The organism is Leisingera sp. ABM4_101, from assembly GCF_056158725.1.
On sequence record NZ_JBSWTV010000002.1, the window covers coordinates 1,636,709 to 1,655,453 of the forward strand.

18 protein-coding genes, 1 other RNA gene and 1 riboswitch are annotated in these 18,745 nt (G+C 65.2%); of the genes, 10 read left to right on the forward strand and 9 right to left on the reverse strand.

What is annotated here, in order from left to right; translation table 11 throughout:
* Positions 1 to 68 precede the first annotated feature (68 nt).
* Both ACXAEK_RS09035 and ACXAEK_RS09040 read left to right on the forward strand, forming a co-directional pair.
* Positions 69 to 2,210, forward strand: a complete 2,142-nt coding sequence (locus ACXAEK_RS09035) for an ATP-binding protein (protein ID WP_475041317.1) — start codon at positions 69 to 71, stop codon at positions 2,208 to 2,210.
* A 122-nt stretch (positions 2,211 to 2,332) separates the two neighbouring features.
* Positions 2,333 to 2,620 (forward strand): DUF1330 domain-containing protein, encoded by a 288-nt coding sequence (locus ACXAEK_RS09040; protein ID WP_475041319.1) that lies wholly within the window; start codon positions 2,333 to 2,335, stop codon positions 2,618 to 2,620.
* Between the two features lie 23 nt (positions 2,621 to 2,643).
* On the opposite strand, the gene recR is transcribed toward ACXAEK_RS09040, so the two are convergent.
* Positions 2,644 to 3,243 carry a recombination mediator RecR gene (gene recR, locus ACXAEK_RS09045; RefSeq protein ID WP_475041321.1) on the reverse strand — a complete coding sequence of 200 codons (600 nt, stop codon included), beginning with the start codon at positions 3,241 to 3,243 and terminating at the stop codon, positions 2,644 to 2,646.
* A gap of 136 nt (positions 3,244 to 3,379) precedes the next feature.
* Here recR and ACXAEK_RS09050 point away from each other — a divergent pair, with 136 nt between their 5' ends.
* A complete protein-coding gene (locus ACXAEK_RS09050; protein ID WP_475041323.1) occupies positions 3,380 to 3,883 on the forward strand; it encodes a GNAT family N-acetyltransferase in 504 nt (167 codons plus the stop codon).
* 66 nt (positions 3,884 to 3,949) lie between these two features.
* Here ACXAEK_RS09050 and ACXAEK_RS09055 read toward each other — a convergent pair whose 3' ends face one another.
* A complete protein-coding gene (locus tag ACXAEK_RS09055; protein WP_475041325.1) occupies positions 3,950 to 4,294 on the reverse strand; it encodes a YbaB/EbfC family nucleoid-associated protein in 345 nt (114 codons plus the stop codon).
* 458 nt (positions 4,295 to 4,752) lie between these two features.
* Positions 4,753 to 6,552: a DNA polymerase III subunit gamma/tau gene (locus tag ACXAEK_RS09060; RefSeq protein ID WP_475041327.1), complete on the reverse strand. Its 1,800-nt coding sequence runs from the start codon at positions 6,550 to 6,552 to the stop codon at positions 4,753 to 4,755.
* 196 nt (positions 6,553 to 6,748) lie between these two features.
* On the opposite strand from ACXAEK_RS09060, the gene ACXAEK_RS09065 reads away from it, so the two are divergent.
* Positions 6,749 to 7,294, forward strand: a complete 546-nt coding sequence (locus tag ACXAEK_RS09065; RefSeq protein ID WP_475041329.1) for a protein-tyrosine phosphatase family protein — start codon at positions 6,749 to 6,751, stop codon at positions 7,292 to 7,294.
* 130 nt (positions 7,295 to 7,424) lie between these two features.
* Here the strand turns inward: ACXAEK_RS09065 and ACXAEK_RS09070 are convergent, their stop codons facing one another.
* Together ACXAEK_RS09070 and ACXAEK_RS09075 are read right to left on the reverse strand one after the other, a co-directional pair.
* Entirely contained in the window at positions 7,425 to 7,829 is a 405-nt protein-coding gene (locus ACXAEK_RS09070; protein WP_475041330.1) for a hypothetical protein, read from the reverse strand.
* A 110-nt stretch (positions 7,830 to 7,939) separates the two neighbouring features.
* Positions 7,940 to 8,162, reverse strand: a riboswitch (cobalamin riboswitch).
* 18 nt (positions 8,163 to 8,180) lie between these two features.
* Entirely contained in the window at positions 8,181 to 8,801 is a 621-nt protein-coding gene (locus tag ACXAEK_RS09075) for a TetR/AcrR family transcriptional regulator (protein WP_475041332.1), read from the reverse strand.
* A gap of 70 nt (positions 8,802 to 8,871) precedes the next feature.
* Here ACXAEK_RS09075 and ACXAEK_RS09080 point away from each other — a divergent pair, with 70 nt between their 5' ends.
* Positions 8,872 to 9,750 carry an alpha/beta hydrolase family protein gene (locus ACXAEK_RS09080; RefSeq protein WP_475041333.1) on the forward strand — a complete coding sequence of 293 codons (879 nt, stop codon included), beginning with the start codon at positions 8,872 to 8,874 and terminating at the stop codon, positions 9,748 to 9,750.
* 11 nt (positions 9,751 to 9,761) lie between these two features.
* On the opposite strand, the gene ACXAEK_RS09085 is transcribed toward ACXAEK_RS09080, so the two are convergent.
* Together ACXAEK_RS09085 and nudC are read right to left on the reverse strand one after the other, a co-directional pair.
* Positions 9,762 to 10,229, reverse strand: coding sequence for an SRPBCC family protein (locus tag ACXAEK_RS09085; protein WP_475041335.1), 468 nt, complete (start codon positions 10,227 to 10,229; stop codon positions 9,762 to 9,764).
* A gap of 57 nt (positions 10,230 to 10,286) precedes the next feature.
* Positions 10,287 to 11,273, reverse strand: coding sequence for an NAD(+) diphosphatase (gene nudC, locus ACXAEK_RS09090; protein ID WP_475041337.1), 987 nt, complete (start codon positions 11,271 to 11,273; stop codon positions 10,287 to 10,289).
* 334 nt (positions 11,274 to 11,607) lie between these two features.
* Between nudC and ACXAEK_RS09095 the strand changes: the two genes are divergently transcribed.
* On the forward strand, positions 11,608 to 13,461 hold the full coding sequence (locus ACXAEK_RS09095; RefSeq protein ID WP_475041338.1) for a 5'-nucleotidase C-terminal domain-containing protein: 1,854 nt from the start codon (positions 11,608 to 11,610) through the stop codon (positions 13,459 to 13,461).
* A gap of 62 nt (positions 13,462 to 13,523) precedes the next feature.
* Positions 13,524 to 13,622, forward strand: an RNA gene (gene ffs / locus ACXAEK_RS09100) — signal recognition particle sRNA small type.
* Between the two features lie 101 nt (positions 13,623 to 13,723).
* Here the strand turns inward: ffs and ACXAEK_RS09105 are convergent.
* Entirely contained in the window at positions 13,724 to 14,557 is an 834-nt protein-coding gene (locus tag ACXAEK_RS09105) for a prephenate dehydratase (RefSeq protein WP_475041339.1), read from the reverse strand.
* A gap of 118 nt (positions 14,558 to 14,675) precedes the next feature.
* Between ACXAEK_RS09105 and ACXAEK_RS09110 the strand changes: the two genes are divergently transcribed.
* The gene (locus tag ACXAEK_RS09110; protein ID WP_475041341.1) at positions 14,676 to 15,185 is read left to right on the forward strand and encodes a c-type cytochrome; all 510 of its coding nucleotides are present in this window, start codon (positions 14,676 to 14,678) and stop codon (positions 15,183 to 15,185) included.
* Positions 15,186 to 15,270: 85 nt separating this feature from the next.
* On the opposite strand, the gene ACXAEK_RS09115 is transcribed toward ACXAEK_RS09110, so the two are convergent.
* Positions 15,271 to 15,507, reverse strand: coding sequence for a putative hemolysin (locus ACXAEK_RS09115; RefSeq protein WP_475041343.1), 237 nt, complete (start codon positions 15,505 to 15,507; stop codon positions 15,271 to 15,273).
* A gap of 217 nt (positions 15,508 to 15,724) precedes the next feature.
* Between ACXAEK_RS09115 and ACXAEK_RS09120 the strand changes: the two genes are divergently transcribed.
* The gene (locus tag ACXAEK_RS09120; RefSeq protein ID WP_475041345.1) at positions 15,725 to 17,650 is read left to right on the forward strand and encodes an extracellular solute-binding protein; all 1,926 of its coding nucleotides are present in this window, start codon (positions 15,725 to 15,727) and stop codon (positions 17,648 to 17,650) included.
* 9 nt (positions 17,651 to 17,659) lie between these two features.
* Positions 17,660 to 18,745, forward strand: a complete 1,086-nt coding sequence (locus tag ACXAEK_RS09125; RefSeq protein ID WP_475041347.1) for a microcin C ABC transporter permease YejB — start codon at positions 17,660 to 17,662, stop codon at positions 18,743 to 18,745.

The following is an 18,745-nucleotide window of genomic DNA, read 5'->3' on the forward strand; positions in this document are numbered from 1 at the left end:
TTATTGAGTATTGCCAGCGGCCGGGCGGCACGTGCCTGTCCGCGGTAGGGGTGGCAGGAGTACACGCAATGGATGCAGCAGGGGCAATGGCGCTTGGGGAAAGCGGCCGTTTGGATCTGGCAACGCTTGCCCGTTTGAGCGGTTTGGAGTTCTGCCAGGAATTTGTCGACCAGCTGGCGCGCGGTTTTGGCGCCGATCTGGTGACGGTGGGTGAGCTGAAGGTCATGGAGACCGAGCGCATCCGGGTGCTGGCAAGCTGGTTCGACGGCTTGCAGCTGGGTGATTTCGAATATGAAAGCTGTGTGACGCCCTGCCACGACGTGGTGCTGAGCGGCGATCCGCATATCTTTCCCTGCCGCGTTCAGGAACTGTACCCGGACGATGAGATGTTCATTGAGGAAGGCATCCAAAGCTATGTGGGTGTTGCCCTGAAAAACGCCGATGGCGATGCAATCGGCCTGGTGCAGGCGTCCTGGCGGCAGGAAATCGACAGCGTCCTGGCAGCGCAGATCGTGGCGCTGATGGAGCAGTTCGCGGACCGCCTGGGGGCTGAGATTTCCGGGCTGCAAACTCTGGCCACGCTTGCGGTGCTGGCCGAAGGGCCGGCCGGGACCTCCCCGCGGGAGGCTTTCCGCCAGCTGGCGGAGCAGCTGCAGGGGGCGCTCAAGGTGCGCTCGGCCTTTATCGCCGAATGCATGGAGGACCGGCCGGAGTGCTTCCGGGTGCTGGCCTGCTGCCAGGAGGGGCAGCAGGTGGAGGCTGCCGAGGACACGGTCGTGCCCTATGAGGGCACCCCTTGCGCGATGCTGGCGGGGCGGGAGAAATTCCTGGTGCCGGGCGGGCTGCAGGAGGCCTTTCCCGGGCAGGCCCATTTCAGGGAACAGAACCTGCAGTCCTATCTCGGGCTGCCGCTGACGGATGCCGATGGCTCTGTGATCGGCCATTTTGCGCTGCAGCATGACCGGGAAATCAAACAGCGCAAGCTGGAGACGGATCTGATTGCACTGTTCGCTGCCCGGATCGGGCTGGAGCTGCGCCGCCGCAAGGCGGAGCTGCGCCGCCGCCAGGCGGAGGAAGCGCTGCTGATCAAGCACAAGACGGAAAGCCTGGGGTTGCTGGCAGGCACCATTGCGCATGACTTCAACAATCTGCTGGCGTCCATGCAGGGGCGCACCGAACTGGCATTGGCGCATCTTGAGACCCGCCACCCGGCACGGGAGCATGTGGAAGTTGCGGAGCAGGGCCTGCAGGCCTCGGCGGCGCTGGTGCGGCAGCTGCTGAATTACGCCAAGGGCGGCGGCAGCCGGGAACAGGGGCTGTGCGACCTCAATGCCATCGTGCGGGAGACCATGGCGCTGGTGCCGGTGGAGCGCAAGATGGGCAAATCGGTGGCGCTGGACCTGGGGGACGGAGGGCTGACGGCGCAGATGGACCCGGCCCAGGTCAGCCAGCTGCTGATGAACCTGGTGTTCAACGCCGTGGAGGCGATCGGCAGCGGGGGCGGCACCGTGACTGTGACAACCCGGAAAATCCGGCTTGGCAGCGCGGAGCGGGGCAAGCTTTTGAAGGGGGCGGCGATGCCTGCTGGCCCCTGCCTGCTGCTGGAGGTGCGCGACACCGGCGCAGGTATGGACCGGCAGACGGTCACCCGGATTTTCGATCCCTTCTTCACCACCAAGCCCGGCGGACGCGGTCTTGGCATGGCGGCGGCGCTGGGCATCATCAGCCGCCACCAGGGCGGGCTGGCGGTGGACAGCCGCGAAGGCGAGGGCACGGCCTTCCGGTTCTACTTCCCGGCAACCGCTGCGCCGCCCGAGGCTGCGGCTGCACCGGAGCAGGCGCAGGAGCGTCCGGCCGAGGTGCGCCGGATCCTGGTTGTGGATGATGAGGATACAGTGCGCCGGGCGGTGGCGGGGCTGCTGCAATTGCGCGGCTGCGATGTGGTGCAGGCCGATGGCTATGACGCGGCGCTGGCCCTGCTGCAGGAGAAAGGGCCGTTCGACCGGGCGGTGATCGACATGAGCATGCCGGGCCGGGGCGGCTGGGAGACGCTGTCCAGCCTGCGGCAGCAGCAGCCGGGTCTGATCGCGGTCATGATGAGCGGTTTTGCCATTGGCGCGGCAGAGGCCGGGTTTCCGGAACTGGCGGATGCGCAGGTTCTGGACAAGCCTTTCAGCAAGGAAAAACTGTACCGGGCGGTGTTCCGCTAGGTTCAGGGACGGGACAGGGTGGCACGGGTATTGTGCGGATACAAAATTCCAGTTGACGGAGCCAAGGGGCAGGCCCAAGCCTCAAGGCTGTTTTTTCAGGAATGGAACTCCGGAGTTTGCCTATGCCTGTGCTCAATTTCTCATATGCAAAGATCAGGGATGCGGATTTGTTTCGCGATTATGCCGGGCGCGCGGCGGTGCTGATGGAGGCGCAGGGTGTTGAGGTGGTCACCCGCGGCAGTTTCGCCCGGGTGCTGCGCGGTGGTTCAAGCTATGGTGAGGTGGCGGCGGTGTTCCGCTATCGGGACATGGACGCGGCGGAGCGGTTCTACAGCAGCCCGGAATACCTGCCGCTGATACCGCTGCGGGACGCGGCCTGCGACATGACCATTCATTTCTACGAAGAATAACAGTTCAGGCCCGCCGGGCGCCGTCAGATTTCCTTGCGCGCCTGCATCGCGGCGGAAATGGTGCCGTCGTCGAGGTAGTCCAGCTCGCCACCGATCGGCACCCCCTGCGCAAGCGAGGTGAGCTTCACCTGTCCCTGCAGCTGGTCGGCGATGTAATGCGCCGTGGTCTGGCCGTCGATGGTGGCATTCAGCGCCAGGATCACCTCGCGGACGCCCTCGGTCGCGACCCGGTCGACCAGCCGCGGGATGCGCAGATCTTCAGGGCCTACCGCATCCAGTGCCGAGAGGGTGCCCCCCAGCACGTGATAGCGGCCCTTGAACACGCCGGACCGCTCCATCGCCCAGAGGTCGGCCACATCCTCGACCACGCACAGCTCGCCGTTGCCGCGCACCTCGTCGGTGCAGATCGGGCAGATCTCGCTGGTGCCCACATTGCCGCAGTTGAGGCATTCGCGCGCTGTCGCGGCCACCTCGCTCATCACGTCAGCCAGCGGCGTCAGCAAGAGCGCCCGCTTGCGGATCAGATGCAGCACTGCGCGGCGCGCCGAGCGCGGCCCCAGCCCCGGCAGCTTGGCCATCAGGTCAATCAGGTCTTCGATGTTGCTGGTGGAGTTCTTGATCATGCCTTGGGCCCTTTGTGTTCCAGCCATATAGGCTGATCGGGACAGGGAAGCGCAAGGGCGGGGCGGCAAAATGTTCGGGGTTTGTTTTTCTGGCGCCCCGGGGGTATGCCTTGCCTGGAAGGGCGGAGGGTTTGAAATGGAAGGCAGGATTGCGCGGGAGGCAGATGAAACTCCCCAGTTGCGTTTTGCCCGGCTGACGGCGGTTGCGCCGCAAGTGATTGCCCGCCACATGTCAGACCCGCGGATGGCGGCGCATATGCCGTTGCTGGCAGGGGCTTGGGATGAGGAGGCGGCCAAGGATTTTGTGGCGGCCAAGGAGGCCTGCTGGCAGCGCGACGGGCTGGGCCATTGGGCGTTTTTGCGCGGTGAGGATTACCTCGGCTGGGGCGGGTTCCAGAAAGAAGGCGCGGAGTGGGATTTCGGGCTGGTGCTGCGGGCAGATTGCTTTGGCCTTGGCCCCGCAATTGCGCGCAAGGCGCTGGATTTTGCCCGTGCGGACTCGCGCATTCCCTATGTTACCTTCCTGCTGCCGCCGACGCGGCGGCATCTGCGGCCGCTGATGCGGCTGGGGGCGGTGCAGACCGGGGAAGTGCAGTACGAAGGCCAGCGGTTCCTGAAGTTCCGGCTGGAGACGGGCTAACCAAGGCGGGGCAAAGAAAAAGGCGGCACCAGACGGGCCGCCTTTTGGCGTTCAGCTTGCCGGTTCTTAGAACGGCAGCTTGATGTCCTTGGGCAGACCCATGCTTTCGGTCAGCTTGGTCATCTCTTCCTGCGCCTTGTCCGCGGCCTTGGCCTGGGCGTCCTTGATGGCGGCCAGGATCAGGTCCTCAACCACTTCCTTATCGTCGCCGTTGAAGATCGACGGGTCGATGTCCAGGCCCTTGAGGTCGCCCTTGGCAGAGGCGGTTGCCTTGACCAGGCCTGCGCCGGCCTCGCCGGTCACCATGACGTTGTGCAGGTCTTCCTGCATCTGCGCCATCTTGGTCTGCAGTTCCTGTGCCGATTTCATCATCTTGGCCATGTCGCCAAGACCGCCGAGGCCTTTGAGCATCTTTGTTCTCCTGAGATTTTCGGTTTGGGGCACAAATACGGGCCGCGGGACCGCGAAACAAGGGGCAGGATTGCCGGTTTGCCGGACTTTAGGGTCAGGACCCATCAACCCTGCACCGCTGGTTTGTCTGATTTTGTTCCTGACCAGGCACGGTCCCGCGGGAATAGTGGCTCTATTTCAAGGGGCTGTAACGCAGTTCAGGGGCAAAATCAGTCAAATCCTGCGGACGCGCGAACCGCTGCAAAGCAGCGGCTTTGACCGCTTGGAATTGACACCGCCAGTCCCGGCGCGCTCAAAACCCCTGCTTTCTTGCCGTTCGCGCGCCAGCTGTGCAGGTTTAATGGGTCTTGACCCTAGTGCCCTTTCGCCCGGCCGACAGGCCGGGCAGCGCCTGACCTTCCCCCTGGGAAGGCGCTTTCGCGCCCACCCAAGGTCAGGCGCTGCCCTGCGTGAATGCGTCACCCGTCCTCGAACGGATCCCATTCGTCTTCCACTTCGGGCAGGGCTTCGGCGGCGACTTCGGCGGCCAGTTCCTCAGGCGTGCGGATACGGGTGATCTTGGCCTTGGGGAAGCTGTCCAGCACCGCCTGCACCAGCGGATGCGCCGCCGCCTTCTCGCGCAGGGCGTTCTCGGCGGCGTCGCGGATCTCGGCAATGGTTGCGGCATCGCCGTCCGGCGCTATGGAGACCACCCAGCGGGCGCCGGTCCAGTTCTGCAGCGCAGAGCCAAGCCGGGCGGCAAGGTCGCGCGGCGCCTGTGCTGACGGGGTGAATTCGATCCGCCCTGGCTGGTAGGAGACCAGCCGCACGCCGGTTTCGACCTCGACCAGCAGTTTCACGTCGCGGTTGGTGCGGATCAGTTCGACCACATGCTCGAACGACGGGTAGCGGGCGAGGGCAGAGCTGACCTGCGGCGCCAGCGCGGCCACCGTGCCGCCGCTGCCATGGGCCACCGGTGCGCCACCGGGCGCGCCGCCTGCCGGGCCGCCTTGCGGCGCAGCACCGCCAAGCGCCGGGGCGCCCATGCCCTGCATCGGCACACCGCCGCCGGGGCCGCCGGGACCGGGCGGCGGCGGGGGGGGTGTGTCCTGCAGCTTGCGGATCAGCTCCTCAGGCGAGGGCAGGTCGGCCACATGGGTCAGGCGGATCACCGCCATCTCTGCGGCCATCATCGCGTTTGGCGCAGCGGCCACTTCCTCCAGCGCCTTCAAGAGCATCTGCCACATGCGGGTCAGCACCCGCATTGCCAGCGCATCCGCCATCGCTTTGCCGCGGGCGCGCTCATCGGGGCTGACGGTGGGGTCCTCAGCCGCGTCGGGCGTGATCTTCACCACCGAAACCCAATGGGTGATCTCGGCCAGATCGCGCAGCACCGCCAGCGGGTCGGCGCCCTCGGCATACTGGCCGCTGAGTTCGGTCAGGGCGGCGGCCGCATCGCCGCGCAGGATCATATCCATCAGGTCCAGCACCCGGCCGCGGTCGGCAAGGCCCAGCATGGCGCGGACCTGATCGGCTGTGGTTTCACCAGCACCATGGGAAATCGCCTGATCCAGCAGCGAGGTTGCATCCCGCGCGGAGCCTTCGGCGGCGCGGGTGATGAGGGCCAGCGCGTCCTCGGCAATCTCGGCACTTTCAGCCGTGGCGATCTTGCGCAGGAGGGCAATCATCACCTCCGGTTCGATCCGGCGCAGGTCGAAGCGCTGGCAGCGCGACAGCACCGTCACCGGCACCTTGCGGATCTCGGTGGTGGCGAAGATGAATTTCACATGCGCCGGCGGCTCCTCCAGTGTCTTCAGCAGCGCGTTGAAGGCGGAGGTCGACAGCATGTGGACCTCGTCGATGATGTAGATCTTGTAACGGGCCGAGGCCGCGCGGTATTGCACCGAGTTGATGATTTCGCGGATGTCATTCACACCGGTGCGCGAGGCCGCGTCCATCTCCATCACGTCGACATGGCGGCCTTCCATGATCGCCACGCAATGCTCGCATTTGCCGCAAGGGTCGGTGGTGGGGCCGCCCTGGCCGTCCTCGCCCACGCAGTTCATGCCCTTGGCGATGATCCGCGCGGTGGTGGTTTTCCCGGTGCCGCGGATGCCGGTCATGATGAAGGCCTGGGCGATACGGTCAGCGGCAAAGGCGTTTTTCAGGGTGCGCACCATGGCGTCCTGCCCCACCAGATCGGCAAAGGTTTCGGGCCGGTATTTGCGGGCCAGAACCTGGTATTGCGATTGGGTGGTGCCGCTGGGAATGTCGTTCATGGTGTCTCGTGCCGGATTCGGTGTGCGGGGGTCCCGCGTTCCGCGCAGGGTATTGAAGCGCAGCCGGTTCGTCCACCGCAGAAGGCAGTAAAGCCAGGGCTGCAAAAGCGCTTTGGCTTTCTGCGGTTAGCGGCTAGTCTGGAGGGAAGGGGGAAATGCGGGGGAAGTGCAGGGGCGCGGCGTCCAGGGAGGCGGTATGCAAACTGAAGACACTTCAAAGCCAGCGGTGCAGGAGACTGCCGCGCTGGCCGGCCTGACCATCCACGCGCTGTCAGCGGGCGGCGGCATTCTGGCGCTGTGCCGGCTGCCGGGCGGCGCCGGCGATTACCGCAGCGACCTGATCCAGATCTATCAATGGAAGCCGGGGCTGGTGATCTCGATGACCACCGAGGCTGAGCATGTGGCCGCCGGAGTGCCGCGGCTGGGCGTCGACATCCAAAGCATGGCCTGCCGCTGGCTGCATTTGCCGGTGCCGGATTTCCAGGTGCCGCCACCGGCAGTGAATGAAAAATGGGCCGCCGCCAGCCAGTCGGCGCGGCAGGCGCTGGCAGGCGGCGGCCGGGTTCTGGTGCATTGCAAGGGCGGCTGCGGGCGCTCCGGCATGGCGGTGCTGCGGCTGATGATCGACTGCGGCGAGGACCCGGTCCAGGCGCTGGCGCGGCTGCGCTCGGTGCGGCCCTGTGCGGTGGAGACCGAGGCGCAGCTGGATTGGGCCTGCGCGGGGCAGGGTGTCAAACACTGAGGGCAGCGCCTGACCCTGGGTGGGTGCGAAGCGTCCTCCCGTTTTGCCGGAGGCAAACCTTTGGTTTGACGGGGAGGGGCGGACGCTGCCCGGCGGTGCCGCCGGGCGGATCACTCGCAGTCTGGAATTCTTATAGCGCCAGCATTTGCTCTGCCTGATGCGCCTCTGCCGTTTTCGGCAGCGCCTCCATCAGCGCGCAGGGGCGGGCATCCAGTTGCGAGGCGGCAAAGCCGGTGCCGTCGCGGCTGAGGATCGCATCGGCGAACCGGTCCAGGCCCTCGCGCGGGGCCTCTTCCCCGACACCGCAGAACAGCCGGATCCGGTCATGGCTGGCTACGAACTGCGCCGGGCAGTTGCGCGGGCAGCCGTCCAGCGCGCTGGTGCCGGTGATTTCAAAATCCTCCTGGGTCAGCGGCTTGGCCTTGGTCATCGCCTCGGCCAGCTTGGCGATCATCCGCTCTGCCGCGGGGCAGGGTTTCCCGAGGTATTTGCAATCCGTTGCCGCATAGAAATGCGTCTGGTCCGTCCACATCATGTTTGCGCCCTCCGCGCGTGGTGCGGGGAGTTCTGGGGACAAGAGACCGGATGAGAAAGCGGAAAGCCCCGCGGTGCCATCAGACCCTGTCCGGACACCCCGCCCGGGTTCGAGTTTCATATCCGATGGCAGGTCTCCTGACTTGCGGGTCGCAGCTTTCCCGATCCTTCCCGGCCTCTTTGAGGGCCAGTGGCTCTATCGGGGTCGCTCGCCGCTTACAGTTGCGGGGGCAGTCGCGGAATTGGCCTTGCGCAGGGCGGGGCCGCACCGTGTTCCCTTTTCATCCCGGACACAAGATTCTGTGGCGCGGGAACCATCGGCACAATCGGTAGCGGTTGGATCCCTGAGTTGTCAATCGTTTTTCTGCAGCTGCATTGGGTTTGGCTGGGGTCTGTGCATCTGCAGGTGCAGCCCCCGGATCACATCCGAATCGCGCCGCACCCGGGCCAGCTGCCAGCCGCCTTGCAGCAGGATATAGAAATTCTCGGCAGCGGCGCGGGCCTCAGCCTCAGGCAGGCCCAGGCGCCGGGCATGGGCTGCGGTCCCGGTGATCCAGCCCTCGAACAGCTTGGCGGCGTGCTGGTGGAAAGCCTCGTTCTCCGGCCCTTCGAACAGGGTGGCAGAGACCGGGCAGCCGCTCCATTTGCCCTGTTTGTCGAACAGTTTCGCCAGCTTGTAGCAGACCGTCTTGGCGCCGTCCTGAAAGGTCGGCGCAGGGGTGAAGGAAGCGTCGATCAGTGCTTGCATCTGCTCTGATGCCCAGTCCGCTGCGGCCAGCGCAAGGTCCGATTTGCCGTTTGGGAAATGGTGGTAGAGCGAGCCCTTGGGCGCCTCCGCCGCGGCCAGCAATTCTGCCAGGCCGGTGCCGCTGTAGCCCTTGTTGCGGAACAGCCCGGCAGCCGCGCGCAGCAGCCGCTCGCGGGTGGGGACGGGGCCGTCCGGGGCGGCAGAAGGTGTCGTCACGTCAGTCATGACGGCAGGTTGACAGCATTAGACCGATTGGTCCAGAGGTGGAGTGGACCAATTGGTCTAGGAGGGTGCCATGCTCGACAGCCATGCAGAACAGACGGCAGATATCCGGGTGCAAGAGCTGCGCTTTGCCGCTGGTGAGGCGGTGCTGGCCGGGCGGCTGTATCACCCGGCGGGACCGGCCCGGGCAGCGGTGGTGCTGAATGGCGCAACCGGGGTGCCGCAGGGCTATTACCGGCATTTCGCGCGCTGGCTGGCGGCAGAGCGGCAGATGGCTTGCCTCACTTTTGATTACCGGGACTTTGGGGCCTCGGCGCGTATGCACCCGCGCCGGTCACAGGCCACCATGGCCGAGTGGGCGCTGGCGGATCAGCCAGCGGCCAGCAAAGAAATGCAGCGGCACTATGCGGGTGTGCCGTTGCTGGTGATTGGCCATTCGCTGGGGGCAATGCTGATGCCCCTGCAGGATGGCCTGACGGACGTCGCCCGCATGATCGTGGTCGCGGGCGGCTTGGTGCATCACCACGATCATCCCTGGCCCTACCGCGCGCTGGCGCTGGCCTTCTGGTTCGGCCATGTGCCGCCGCTGGTCCGTGCCTTGGGCTATCTGCCCGGGCGCGCGGTGGGGTTCGGGGCCGACTTGCCGGCCGGTGTCTACTGGCAATGGCGGCGCTGGTGCACCACGCCGGGCAGCTACCTGCCGGAAACCGGCACCACGCTGCCGCAGCCCCGCTGGGCGGAAACCGGCATCCCGGTGGATCTGTTTGCGATGGCGGATGACGACGTGGTGCCGCCCGCGGCGGTCTGGCGGCTGGGCGATGTCTTTGGCGATGTGCCGCAGCGCCGTGCGGTGCTGGACCCGCAAAAAGCTGGCGTGCAGAAGATCGGCCACCTTGGCGCCTTTGCCCGCGCCAATGCCGCGCTGTGGCCGCGGCTGGTGCCGCAGGCCTGACCAGGACTGCCTCAGGCTGTCCGGCTTAGGCGTTCTTCAGTCAGGCGGGCATAATCGGCCAGCCGCAGCTTGAAGCGGCGGTTGAGATTGCTGCGCGCCAGTTTCAGCGATTGTATCAGCAGCCGCCCGGTCAGGGTGGAGGGCGCCAGTTTCAGCTGCGCTGACATCCGGGTCCGCTGCGGCGACAGCGCCAGCAGCTCAATCTCCATCCGGCCGTCGATACCGCTGCCGCCGCCTGTCAGGGCCATCCCGGTCACGGGGGAATAAGAGGCCAGCGTCAGCCGCACGTCGCGCTGCTTGCCGCGGAACCTGAAGCTCAGATCCCAGGCCAGCCCGTTCTCAGGATGCGCAGGGTCGCCGGTGCGCTGCACCTGGATGCCGCGGCGCAGGGCGGAGCGTTCCAGCAGATCGAAATCGGAGATCGCGCCAAAGACGTCGGCAATCGGGGCTTCGATATCTTCTTTGCTTTTGAATTCCATGGATGCCTGCCTCTGCTGCGCGGCCATTCTGCCGTGCTGTTTGCGGCAATATGCAGCTTAGTCCAGCGTGTCTGCAAGCCAGTTCTTGAGCAGAAAATGCGCAATTGCGCCTTTTCGCGCCGGTTTCAGAATAGGATGTCCGCCTGCAAAGGCCGTCATCATGTCCTGGCGGCTGACCCACATGGCATCCTCGATTTCCTCCGGGTCGATGGTGATCTCCCGGCTCAGCGCCTCACCCGCACAGCCGAACATCAGCGACATCGGAAAGGCCCAGGGCTGGCTGGACAGATAGCTGACCGCGCCCACCTGCACGCCGGTTTCCTCCAGCACTTCGCGGCGCACCGCGGCCTCCAGCGTTTCGCCGGGTTCGACAAAGCCCGCCAGCAGCGAATACATCCCCTCGGGCCAGCCCGGCGAGCGGCCCATCAGGACGCTGCCGCCGTGGGTGATCAGCATGATCACAACAGGGTCGGTGCGCGGGAAATGCGGTGCCTTGCAGGACGGGCAGACCCGCTGCCAGCCGGCCTGCGCCAGATCGCTCGGCGCACCGCAGCAGGCGCAGAACCGGTGGCTGCGGTGCCAGGCCAGCAGGGCCTTGGCGGTGGCCGCCAGTTCCGCTTCCAGCGGGGTGAGCCGGGTCATCACCCGGCGCAGTTCGGCAAAGACATGGGCGGGCGGCAGATCCGGGTGCTGCTGCTCGCTGGCATCGGCAAAGCTGTTCAGGGCTTCCTGGTCCAGCGCTTCGGGCTGCCAATGGCTGATATCGCAGGCAAAACAGGCGGCGCCTTCGGGGGCCAGCCCCAGAAAGACCGCGCTGCCCCGGTTGTCCGCCGCCAGCGGATGCGTCGGTGCAGTCCAGGCCAGGCCGCAGGGCAGCTCTGCCTCGTCTGCGCGCAGGGTCAGCGGCTTGCCGCGCCACATCAGCAGCACCTGCGCCCGCGGGCTGTTCCATGCCGCATCCAGGGCTGTGCTGTCCGTGCGCAAATGCGCCGCCCGGTCCAATCCGCCGCCGCCGCCGAAAGTCACCTGTTCTGCGCGTTTCATGCGGGCTCTCCTCTGGCTGGCGGGGGCTTGCCCCCTTGCAACGGACGGCGATGCGCCATCCATGACAGTGTGCCGCAGGGCTTGCCAGCGATTGCCGCGGATCCGTGCTTGCCTGTCACCATGCCGCCACACCCATGCCGCATCCGGACAGGGTTTTCCCCGCAGAACAGGGCGCATCTGCCCGGCTGCCGCAGCGTCAGCAAAAAAAATCAAAAGCCGCACAAAGGTTTCTTTGCAAATCGTTAAAACGCTGATTCAAATAGCCGCAAATCAAAAACGGCGCCACAGGGCGCGGAAGGAGCGGCGGACAAACGGTGTCAGCAGAATTCGCGACATGACAATCGGGGCAGAGGCCTCTGACGCGCAGGGCGCCGGGCGGTTGCATGTGCTGGCCACAACGGACCTGCACTGCAATCTGCTGAGCTACGATTACTACGCCGGCAGGGCCGGTACCGCCATCGGCCTGTCGCGGGTGGCGACGCTGATCCGCCAGGCCCGGTCTGAGGCCGCCGCGGCGGGCGCTGCCTGCATTCTGGTGGACAACGGCGACGGGTTTCAGGGCGCGCCGCTGGGGGATATCCTGCCGGAGTCCGCGGGGCCGCATCCGCTGGCTCGTGCATTCCAGTTTTTGGAATATGACGCTATCGGGCTGGGCAACCACGACTTCGATTTCGGGCTGGAGGCGCTGGCAGATGTGCTGGCGGATATGCCGTGCCCGGTGCTGTGCTCCAACCTGGCCGCGGCCCGGCCCGGGCTGCAGCTGCCGTTCCGCCCGTCCGCGGTGCTGGAGCGCGCGGTGCCGGGCTGCCCGGGCTTGCCGCCGGTGCGGATCGGTCTGCTTTCGGTGCTGCCGCCGCAGACGCTGACCTGGTGCGGCCCGGCGCTGCAGTCGCAGCTGGTTGCCTCCGGCATTCTGGAAAGCGCTGCCGCCCAAGCCCGGGCGCTGAAGGCGCAGGGCTGCGATCTGGTGCTGGCGCTGGCCCATACCGGCCTCGGCAGCGAAGATGGGTCCGGCAGCGGCGAAAACGTGCTGGGGCCGCTGGCTGCGCTGGACGGCATCGACGCGGTGGTGGGTGGCCACACCCATCTGACCTTGCCGGACCCCCGCCATCCCTTGACCAAGCCGGCGGTGATGCCTGGCGCGCATGGCTCGCATCTGGGGCTGCTGGAACTGGAGCTGGAGCACACCGCCGCCGGCTGGCGCCTGGCTGGCGGTGCGGCGAGCCTGCAGCCGGCGGCGGAGCAGGCCGGGGGCGCGGCCCGGCCGCTGGCGGATGAGGACGCGGGTTTCGTGCAGGCGCTGGCCGCAGATCACGCGCGCACCCTGGAGCGGATGGGCGCACCCGCCGGCTACAGTTCGGTGGCAATGCATTCCTATTTCACCTTCTTTGCGCCTGACCGCGGGCTGGCGCTGGCGGCCTGCGCCCAGGCGGCTGCGGTGCGGCAGCTGCTGCGGGGGACCGCTGCGGAAACGCTGCCGCTGCTGTCCGCGGCCGCTCCCGGCAAGTTCGGCGGCCGCTCCGGCCCGCAGTTCTATACCGATATCCCGGCCGGGGACCTGTGCGCCCGCAATATCGCCGATCTGCAAGTGTTCCCGAATGAGCTGCGGGCGGTGGCGGTGACCGGCAGCCAGCTGCAGGACTGGCTGGAGATGTCGGCAGGGCTGTTCAACCGGATCCCGCCGGGCAGCGGCAGGCATTTGCTGGCGGACCCGCAGCGTGCGGGCCATAACTTTGATGTGATCTTCGGGCTCAGCTACCGGATCGACCTGTCGCAGCCGCCGCGGTTCTCGGCCGCCGGCGACCGGATCAATCCGCAGGCGCAGCGAATCACGGACCTGCGCTGGCAGGGCCGCCCGGTGGAGCCGGGCCAGCGTTTCGCAGTGGCGGCGAACAGCTACCGGGTCAGCGGCGGCGGCAATTTCCGCGTGCTGCAGGAGGCCGAGCACCTGCCGCTGCCGCCGATGCGCATCCGCAAGGCGGTGCGTGATTATATTGCCGGCCGCCTGCCCGCCGACCCGCTGGCAGAGATGCCCTATCCCTGGCAGCTGGTGCCGGTCCCTGGCGCCAGCGCGGTGGCGGTGACCGGGCCGGGGGCGCAGTCCTATTTCGATGAACTGCCGGCCGGGCTGGTGCGCCCGCGCGGATACAACAGCGGCGGTTTCCTGGAATTGGAGCTGCGGCTTTGACGGTCTGACGGCACCCCGCAGCCGCTCTTGCCATTCCCGGCAGCGGTCCTTATATCGGGATTCGAGAGGTTGGCGCGGGCAAGCGCCTCGCCAACCTGGTCAGGTCCGGAAGGAAGCAGCCACAACGAGCCCCGCTTGGGTCGATGTCCAGCCTCTCACTTAATCCCGCCGTTTTGTGTTGCAGACGCCGTTTTCCTGCGAGGAAAACGGCCAGGAAAAATCGATTTTTCCTGGCCGGAATTCGCGCCGAATTCCGCCGCGCCTAGAACCGGCCGTTGTCCGCCGGGTAAACGCCGAGGATTTCCACATTGGTGGTGAAATAGCTCAGCTCATCCATTGCCAGCTGCACATTGGCATCCTCGGGGTGGCCCTCGATATCGGCATAGAACTGGGTGGCGGTGAACGACCCGTCCACCATGTAGCTTTCCAGCTTGGTCATGTTGATGCCATTGGTGGCAAAGCCGCCCATCGCCTTATACAGCGCCGCCGGGATGTTGCGCACCTGGAACACAAAGCTGGTGATCATGTTGTGGGCGCCGCGGCGGGTGTAATCAATGTCCTTGGCCATGATCAGGAAGCGGGTGGTGTTGTCGCCGTTGTCCTCGATATGGCGGGCCAGCACGTCCAGCCCGTAGATCTCGCCCGCCAGTTCGCTGGCCAGCGCGGCAGAGTGGATGTCGCCGGCCTCGGCCACGTCGCGGGCGGCGCGGGCGTTGTCGGGGCTGACGCGGCCGCGGATGCCGTGTTCGCGCAGGAAGGTCCCGCATTGCGGCAGCAGCACCAGATGCGAATGCGCCTCCTGGATGTCTTCCAGTTTTGCCCCCGGCACCGCCAAGAGGTTGATATGCACCCGCACAAACGCCTCGTCGACGATATGCAGCCCGCTGTGCGGCAAGAGCCGGTGGCTGTCGGCCACACGGCCATAGGTGGAGTTTTCCACCGGCAGCATCGCCTGCTCCGCCTCGCCGCTGCGCACCGCCTCCAGAATCTCCTCGAACGTGCGGCAGGGCAGCACCTCCATACCGGGGCGGGCAATGCGGCAGGCCTCGTGGCTGTAGGAGCCAAGCTCCCCCTGAATGGCGATTTTGCGGCTCATGGGTGTGTTCCCCGTGCAAAACTTCAATATTTGGGCGTTTCGTCGCGCTGTCTATACCTTGCCACTTGGGAGGGGAAGCCTTAGACACCCCTGCAGACAGCTAAATGGACTCGCGATCATGTTTGACACGATGACCCTCACCAAAGCGACCGCAGGCGTCTGCGGCGCGTTCCTGGTATTCCTTCTGGGCAAATGGGGCGCAGAAGTACTGTATCACATGGACAGCCACGGTGAGGCTTCCTATGTGATCGAAGTCGCCTCGGCCGATGCCGCGGCAAGCGACGAGCCGGAAGTCAGCTTTGAAGAGCTGATGGCCTCCGCCGATGTCGCAAAAGGCGCCAAAGTTTTCAAGAAATGCTCTGCCTGCCACAAGCTGGAAGACGGCGCCAACTCCACCGGCCCGTATCTGTACGGCGTGGTTGGCCGCAACATCGCAGCCGCATCCGGTTTCGGCTACTCCGGCGCGCTGAGCGGCATGGCCGACAAGGCCTGGACCGCAGAAGAGCTGGACGCCTTCCTGACCAAGCCGTCGGCTTATGCGTCGGGCACCACCATGTCGTTCTCCGGCCTGAAAAAGCAGAAGGACCGGGTGAACCTCATCGCCTACCTGGACAGCCTGGACAACTAATCCAGACCGCTGTCCCAGCTATCCAATTGAAAAAGCCGCTGCAGTGCGCAGCGGCTTTTTTGATGGCCGTGCAGGCAGTCCCGGGTCAGGCCGGGTTGTTTTCCCGGTAATAGGCCAGCGCATCGCGCTCCTGGCCGTCAGGCAGGATGCAGACGCCGACGGTGCCCGCCTTGCCGCTGCGCAGCACGTAACTGCCGCCGGTCTGCACGCAATAGGCCTCTTCGGGGCTGCTGTAGACCACTTCTTCCTCCTGCTGGGCGCAGGCACTCAGCACGGCGGCCCCGGCAACCGCAAGGGCGGCAAGTTTCATTGACTTCAGCATCGGCAAACTCCCTCGTTCCATAACGCAATCGTGATCAAAGGCTGGCAGGCAATTTTATTACGCGCAAGCGCGGTTGCACGCAGGCCCTTGTTTCGGCTGCTTTGTGCCAAACGAGCGGGGGATATCACCTAATCTCAACTTGAATGTTACCGCCCCCGGACATTAGCTTGAGAGCAGAAATCCGGGCCGGAGTTCCGGGCAAAGGAGGTCATGGCAGATGAAAACCGCTCAGGCTGCGGCGCGCGTGCGCGTGAAACAGAGGGTGAACCCGTTGCAGGCCGCGGCAGCGCTGGCCCAGGCACTGATGATGGGCCTGATCCTGGCGCTGGCCGCCGCGACGCTGGCCAAGGCAGAAGAGACGGTCATCAAGGCGCATGGATTCGCCGAGTTCGGGGAGCTGAAATACCCCGAAGGGTTTGCGCATTTCGACTATGTGAACCCGCAGGCCCCCAAGGGCGGCGAGCTGTCGATTTCCGCCGTCGGCACCTTCGACAGCATGAACCCGTTCACCCGCAAGGGCCGCGCCGGGATGCTTGCCTCCAGCCACTACGAAAGCCTGCTGGTGGAATCCTATGACGAGCCGGGTTCATATTACGGGCTGATCGCCGAAAGCCTGGAATATCCCGAAAGCCAGGACTGGGTGATCTTCAATCTGCGGCCCGAGGCCAAATTCTCCGATGGCTCTCCGGTCACCGCCGAAGACGTCGTGTTCTCCCACAACATCCTGCTGGATCAGGGGCTGAAATCCTACGCCGAAGCGGTGCGCAAACGCATTCCCAAGGCTGAGGCGCTGGGACCGCACCGGGTCAAATTCCACTTCTCCCCGGATTTTCCGCGCCGGTCGATGATCTCTCAGGTTGGCGGCACGCCGGTGTTCTCCAAGGCTTGGTTCGAGGCGGACCCTGAAAACCGCCGCATTGACCAGCCTCGCCTGGATCCGGGCATCGGCTCCGGCCCCTATGTTCTGGAAAGTGCCGATGTGAACCAGCGCATCGTTTACAAGCGCAACCCGGACTACTGGGGCAAGGACCTGAACGTGAACGCGGGCCGTCACAACTATGACCGCATCCGGGTCGAGTATTTCGGCGATGCAATCGCTGCAATGGAAGGTTTCAAGGCTGGCGTCTACACGCTGCGCACGGAAAGCAATTCGAAAAGTTGGGCAACCGCATATGACTTTGCCGCGGTTGAAAACGGCCAAGTGATCAAAGCGGAAATTCCCGACGGAAATGTGCCTGCTGCCGCGGGTTTCGTGATGAACCTGCTGCGGCCCAAGTTTCAGGACATCCGTGTGCGCGAGGCGATGCAGCTGGCGTTCAATTTCGAATGGACCAACGAAAGCCTGCAGTACGGGCTGTTCCGGCACCGTTCCTCTTTCTGGCAGGACACGCCGCTGGCTGCCACCGGCCTTCCCGAAGGCCGCGAGAGAGAGGTGCTGGAGACGCTCGGTGACCAGATAGACCCGTCGATCCTGACGTCGGAACCGGCGATGGCGCATACCTCCAAGGCGTCGCGCCCCGGCGACCGCAAGAACCTGCGCCGGGGGATGAAACTGCTGGATGAAGCCGGCTGGATGGTTGGAGATGACGGCATGCGCCGCAACGCGGATGGCGTGCTTTTGAAGATCGAATTCCTTGTGGACAGCCCCACCATCGAGCGTATCGTGCAGCCCTATGTCGCGAACCTGCGCACCATGGGTGTGGATGCGGTGGTCAACCGGGTCGATTACGCCCAGTTTACAAGCCGCCGCCGGGAAAAGGAGATCGACATGATTTTCACTGCTTTCCCGATGTCACTGGAGCCGTCGACCGGTCTGCAACAGTATTTCGGCTCGGAGGCGCATGAGTATTCGGTGTTCAACCCGGCCGGGCTGGCCGATCCGGCAGTAGACGCGCTGATTGATGGCGTTATCGAGGCCAAAACCCTGGAAGACCTGCGTGCTAATGCCCGCGCGCTGGACCGGGTGCTGCGGGCCAAGCGGTTCATGGTGCCGACCTGGTATCTGGACGTGAACTGGATTGCCTATTGGGACATGTACCGCCACCCGGAGAACCTGCCGCCCTATAACACCGGCATGCTGGACCTGTGGTGGATTGATGCGGAGCGCGAGGCCGCGCTCAAATCTGCCGGCGCGTTGCGGTAAGGGACACAGATGGCAGCCTATATTCTTCGCCGCCTGCTGCTGGTGATCCCGACGCTGTTCGGCATCCTGGTGGTGAACTTTGCCCTGGTGCAATTCGTGCCCGGCGGCCCGGTGGAACAGATCATTGCCCAGATTGAGGGCGGCGGCGACGTATTCGAGGGCTTTGCCGGCGGCGGCGGCGATACCGGCACCGAGGCGATCAGCGCCAACGAGAATTACGCCGGCCGCCAGGGCCTGCCGCCGGAGCTGATTGCAGAGCTGGAACAGCAGTTCGGCCTCGACAAGCCGCCGCTGGAACGGTTCCTGGTCATGCTTGGCAACTACGCCACCTTTGATTTCGGCGAGAGCTACTTCCGCAAGATCGGCGTCACCGATCTGGTGCTGGAGAAGATGCCGGTGTCGATCTCGCTCGGCCTGTGGTCGACGCTGATTGCCTATCTGATCTCAATCCCGATGGGCATCCGCAAGGCGATGCGGGACGGCTCGCCTTTTGACACCTGGACCAGCGGCGTGATCATCGCCGCCTATGCGATCCCCGGCTTCCTCTTTGCCATCATGCTGCTGGTGCTGTTTGCCGGCGGTTCCTACTGGCAGATCTTCCCCTTGCGCGGACTGACCTCGGACAATTGGGAAAGCCTCAGCCTGTTCGGCAAGATTGCGGATTACTTCTGGCACATCGCGCTGCCGGTCACCGCCTCCACCATTGCGGCCTTTGCGACGCTGACGCTGCTGACCAAGAACTCCTTCCTTGATGAGATCAAGAAGCAATACGTGATGACCGCCCGCGCCAAGGGGCTGAGCGAGACCCGCGTGCTTTATGGCCATGTGTTCCGCAACGCGATGCTGATCGTGATTGCCGGCTTCCCGGCAGTGTTCATCGGGGTGTTCTTTGCAGGCTCCCTGATCATCGAGACGATCTTCTCGCTCGACGGCCTCGGCCGGCTGGGGTTTGAGGCCGCAGTGGCGCGCGATTACCCGGTGATGTTCGGCACCATGTATATCTTCGGCCTGATGGGGCTGGTGGTCGGGATCATCTCCGATCTGATGTATGTGGCGGTCGACCCGCGCATCGACTTTGAAAAGCGGGAGGGCTGA

Excerpts from the sequence above, each read along its gene's own strand:
- ACXAEK_RS09120 (WP_475041345.1), top strand. The coding sequence starts at position 15,725 with ATGAAAACCGCTCAGGCTGCGGCGCGCGTGCGCGTGAAACAGAGGGTG.
- ACXAEK_RS09050 (WP_475041323.1), top strand. The coding sequence starts at position 3,380 with ATGGAAGGCAGGATTGCGCGGGAGGCAGATGAAACTCCCCAGTTGCGT.
- ACXAEK_RS09060 (WP_475041327.1), bottom strand. The coding sequence starts at position 6,552 with ATGAACGACATTCCCAGCGGCACCACCCAATCGCAATACCAGGTTCTG.
- ACXAEK_RS09095 (WP_475041338.1), top strand. The coding sequence starts at position 11,608 with ATGACAATCGGGGCAGAGGCCTCTGACGCGCAGGGCGCCGGGCGGTTG.
- ACXAEK_RS09070 (WP_475041330.1), bottom strand. The coding sequence starts at position 7,829 with ATGATGTGGACGGACCAGACGCATTTCTATGCGGCAACGGATTGCAAA.
- ACXAEK_RS09075 (WP_475041332.1), bottom strand. The coding sequence starts at position 8,801 with ATGACTGACGTGACGACACCTTCTGCCGCCCCGGACGGCCCCGTCCCC.
- ACXAEK_RS09105 (WP_475041339.1), bottom strand. The coding sequence starts at position 14,557 with ATGAGCCGCAAAATCGCCATTCAGGGGGAGCTTGGCTCCTACAGCCAC.
- nudC (WP_475041337.1), bottom strand. The coding sequence starts at position 11,273 with ATGAAACGCGCAGAACAGGTGACTTTCGGCGGCGGCGGCGGATTGGAC.
- ACXAEK_RS09035 (WP_475041317.1), top strand. The coding sequence starts at position 69 with ATGGATGCAGCAGGGGCAATGGCGCTTGGGGAAAGCGGCCGTTTGGAT.
- ACXAEK_RS09065 (WP_475041329.1), top strand. The coding sequence starts at position 6,749 with ATGCAAACTGAAGACACTTCAAAGCCAGCGGTGCAGGAGACTGCCGCG.
- ACXAEK_RS09125 (WP_475041347.1), top strand. The coding sequence starts at position 17,660 with ATGGCAGCCTATATTCTTCGCCGCCTGCTGCTGGTGATCCCGACGCTG.
- ACXAEK_RS09040 (WP_475041319.1), top strand. The coding sequence starts at position 2,333 with ATGCCTGTGCTCAATTTCTCATATGCAAAGATCAGGGATGCGGATTTG.
- ACXAEK_RS09080 (WP_475041333.1), top strand. The coding sequence starts at position 8,872 with ATGCTCGACAGCCATGCAGAACAGACGGCAGATATCCGGGTGCAAGAG.
- recR (WP_475041321.1), bottom strand. The coding sequence starts at position 3,243 with ATGATCAAGAACTCCACCAGCAACATCGAAGACCTGATTGACCTGATG.
- ACXAEK_RS09110 (WP_475041341.1), top strand. The coding sequence starts at position 14,676 with ATGTTTGACACGATGACCCTCACCAAAGCGACCGCAGGCGTCTGCGGC.
- ACXAEK_RS09115 (WP_475041343.1), bottom strand. The coding sequence starts at position 15,507 with ATGCTGAAGTCAATGAAACTTGCCGCCCTTGCGGTTGCCGGGGCCGCC.
- ACXAEK_RS09055 (WP_475041325.1), bottom strand. The coding sequence starts at position 4,294 with ATGCTCAAAGGCCTCGGCGGTCTTGGCGACATGGCCAAGATGATGAAA.
- ACXAEK_RS09085 (WP_475041335.1), bottom strand. The coding sequence starts at position 10,229 with ATGGAATTCAAAAGCAAAGAAGATATCGAAGCCCCGATTGCCGACGTC.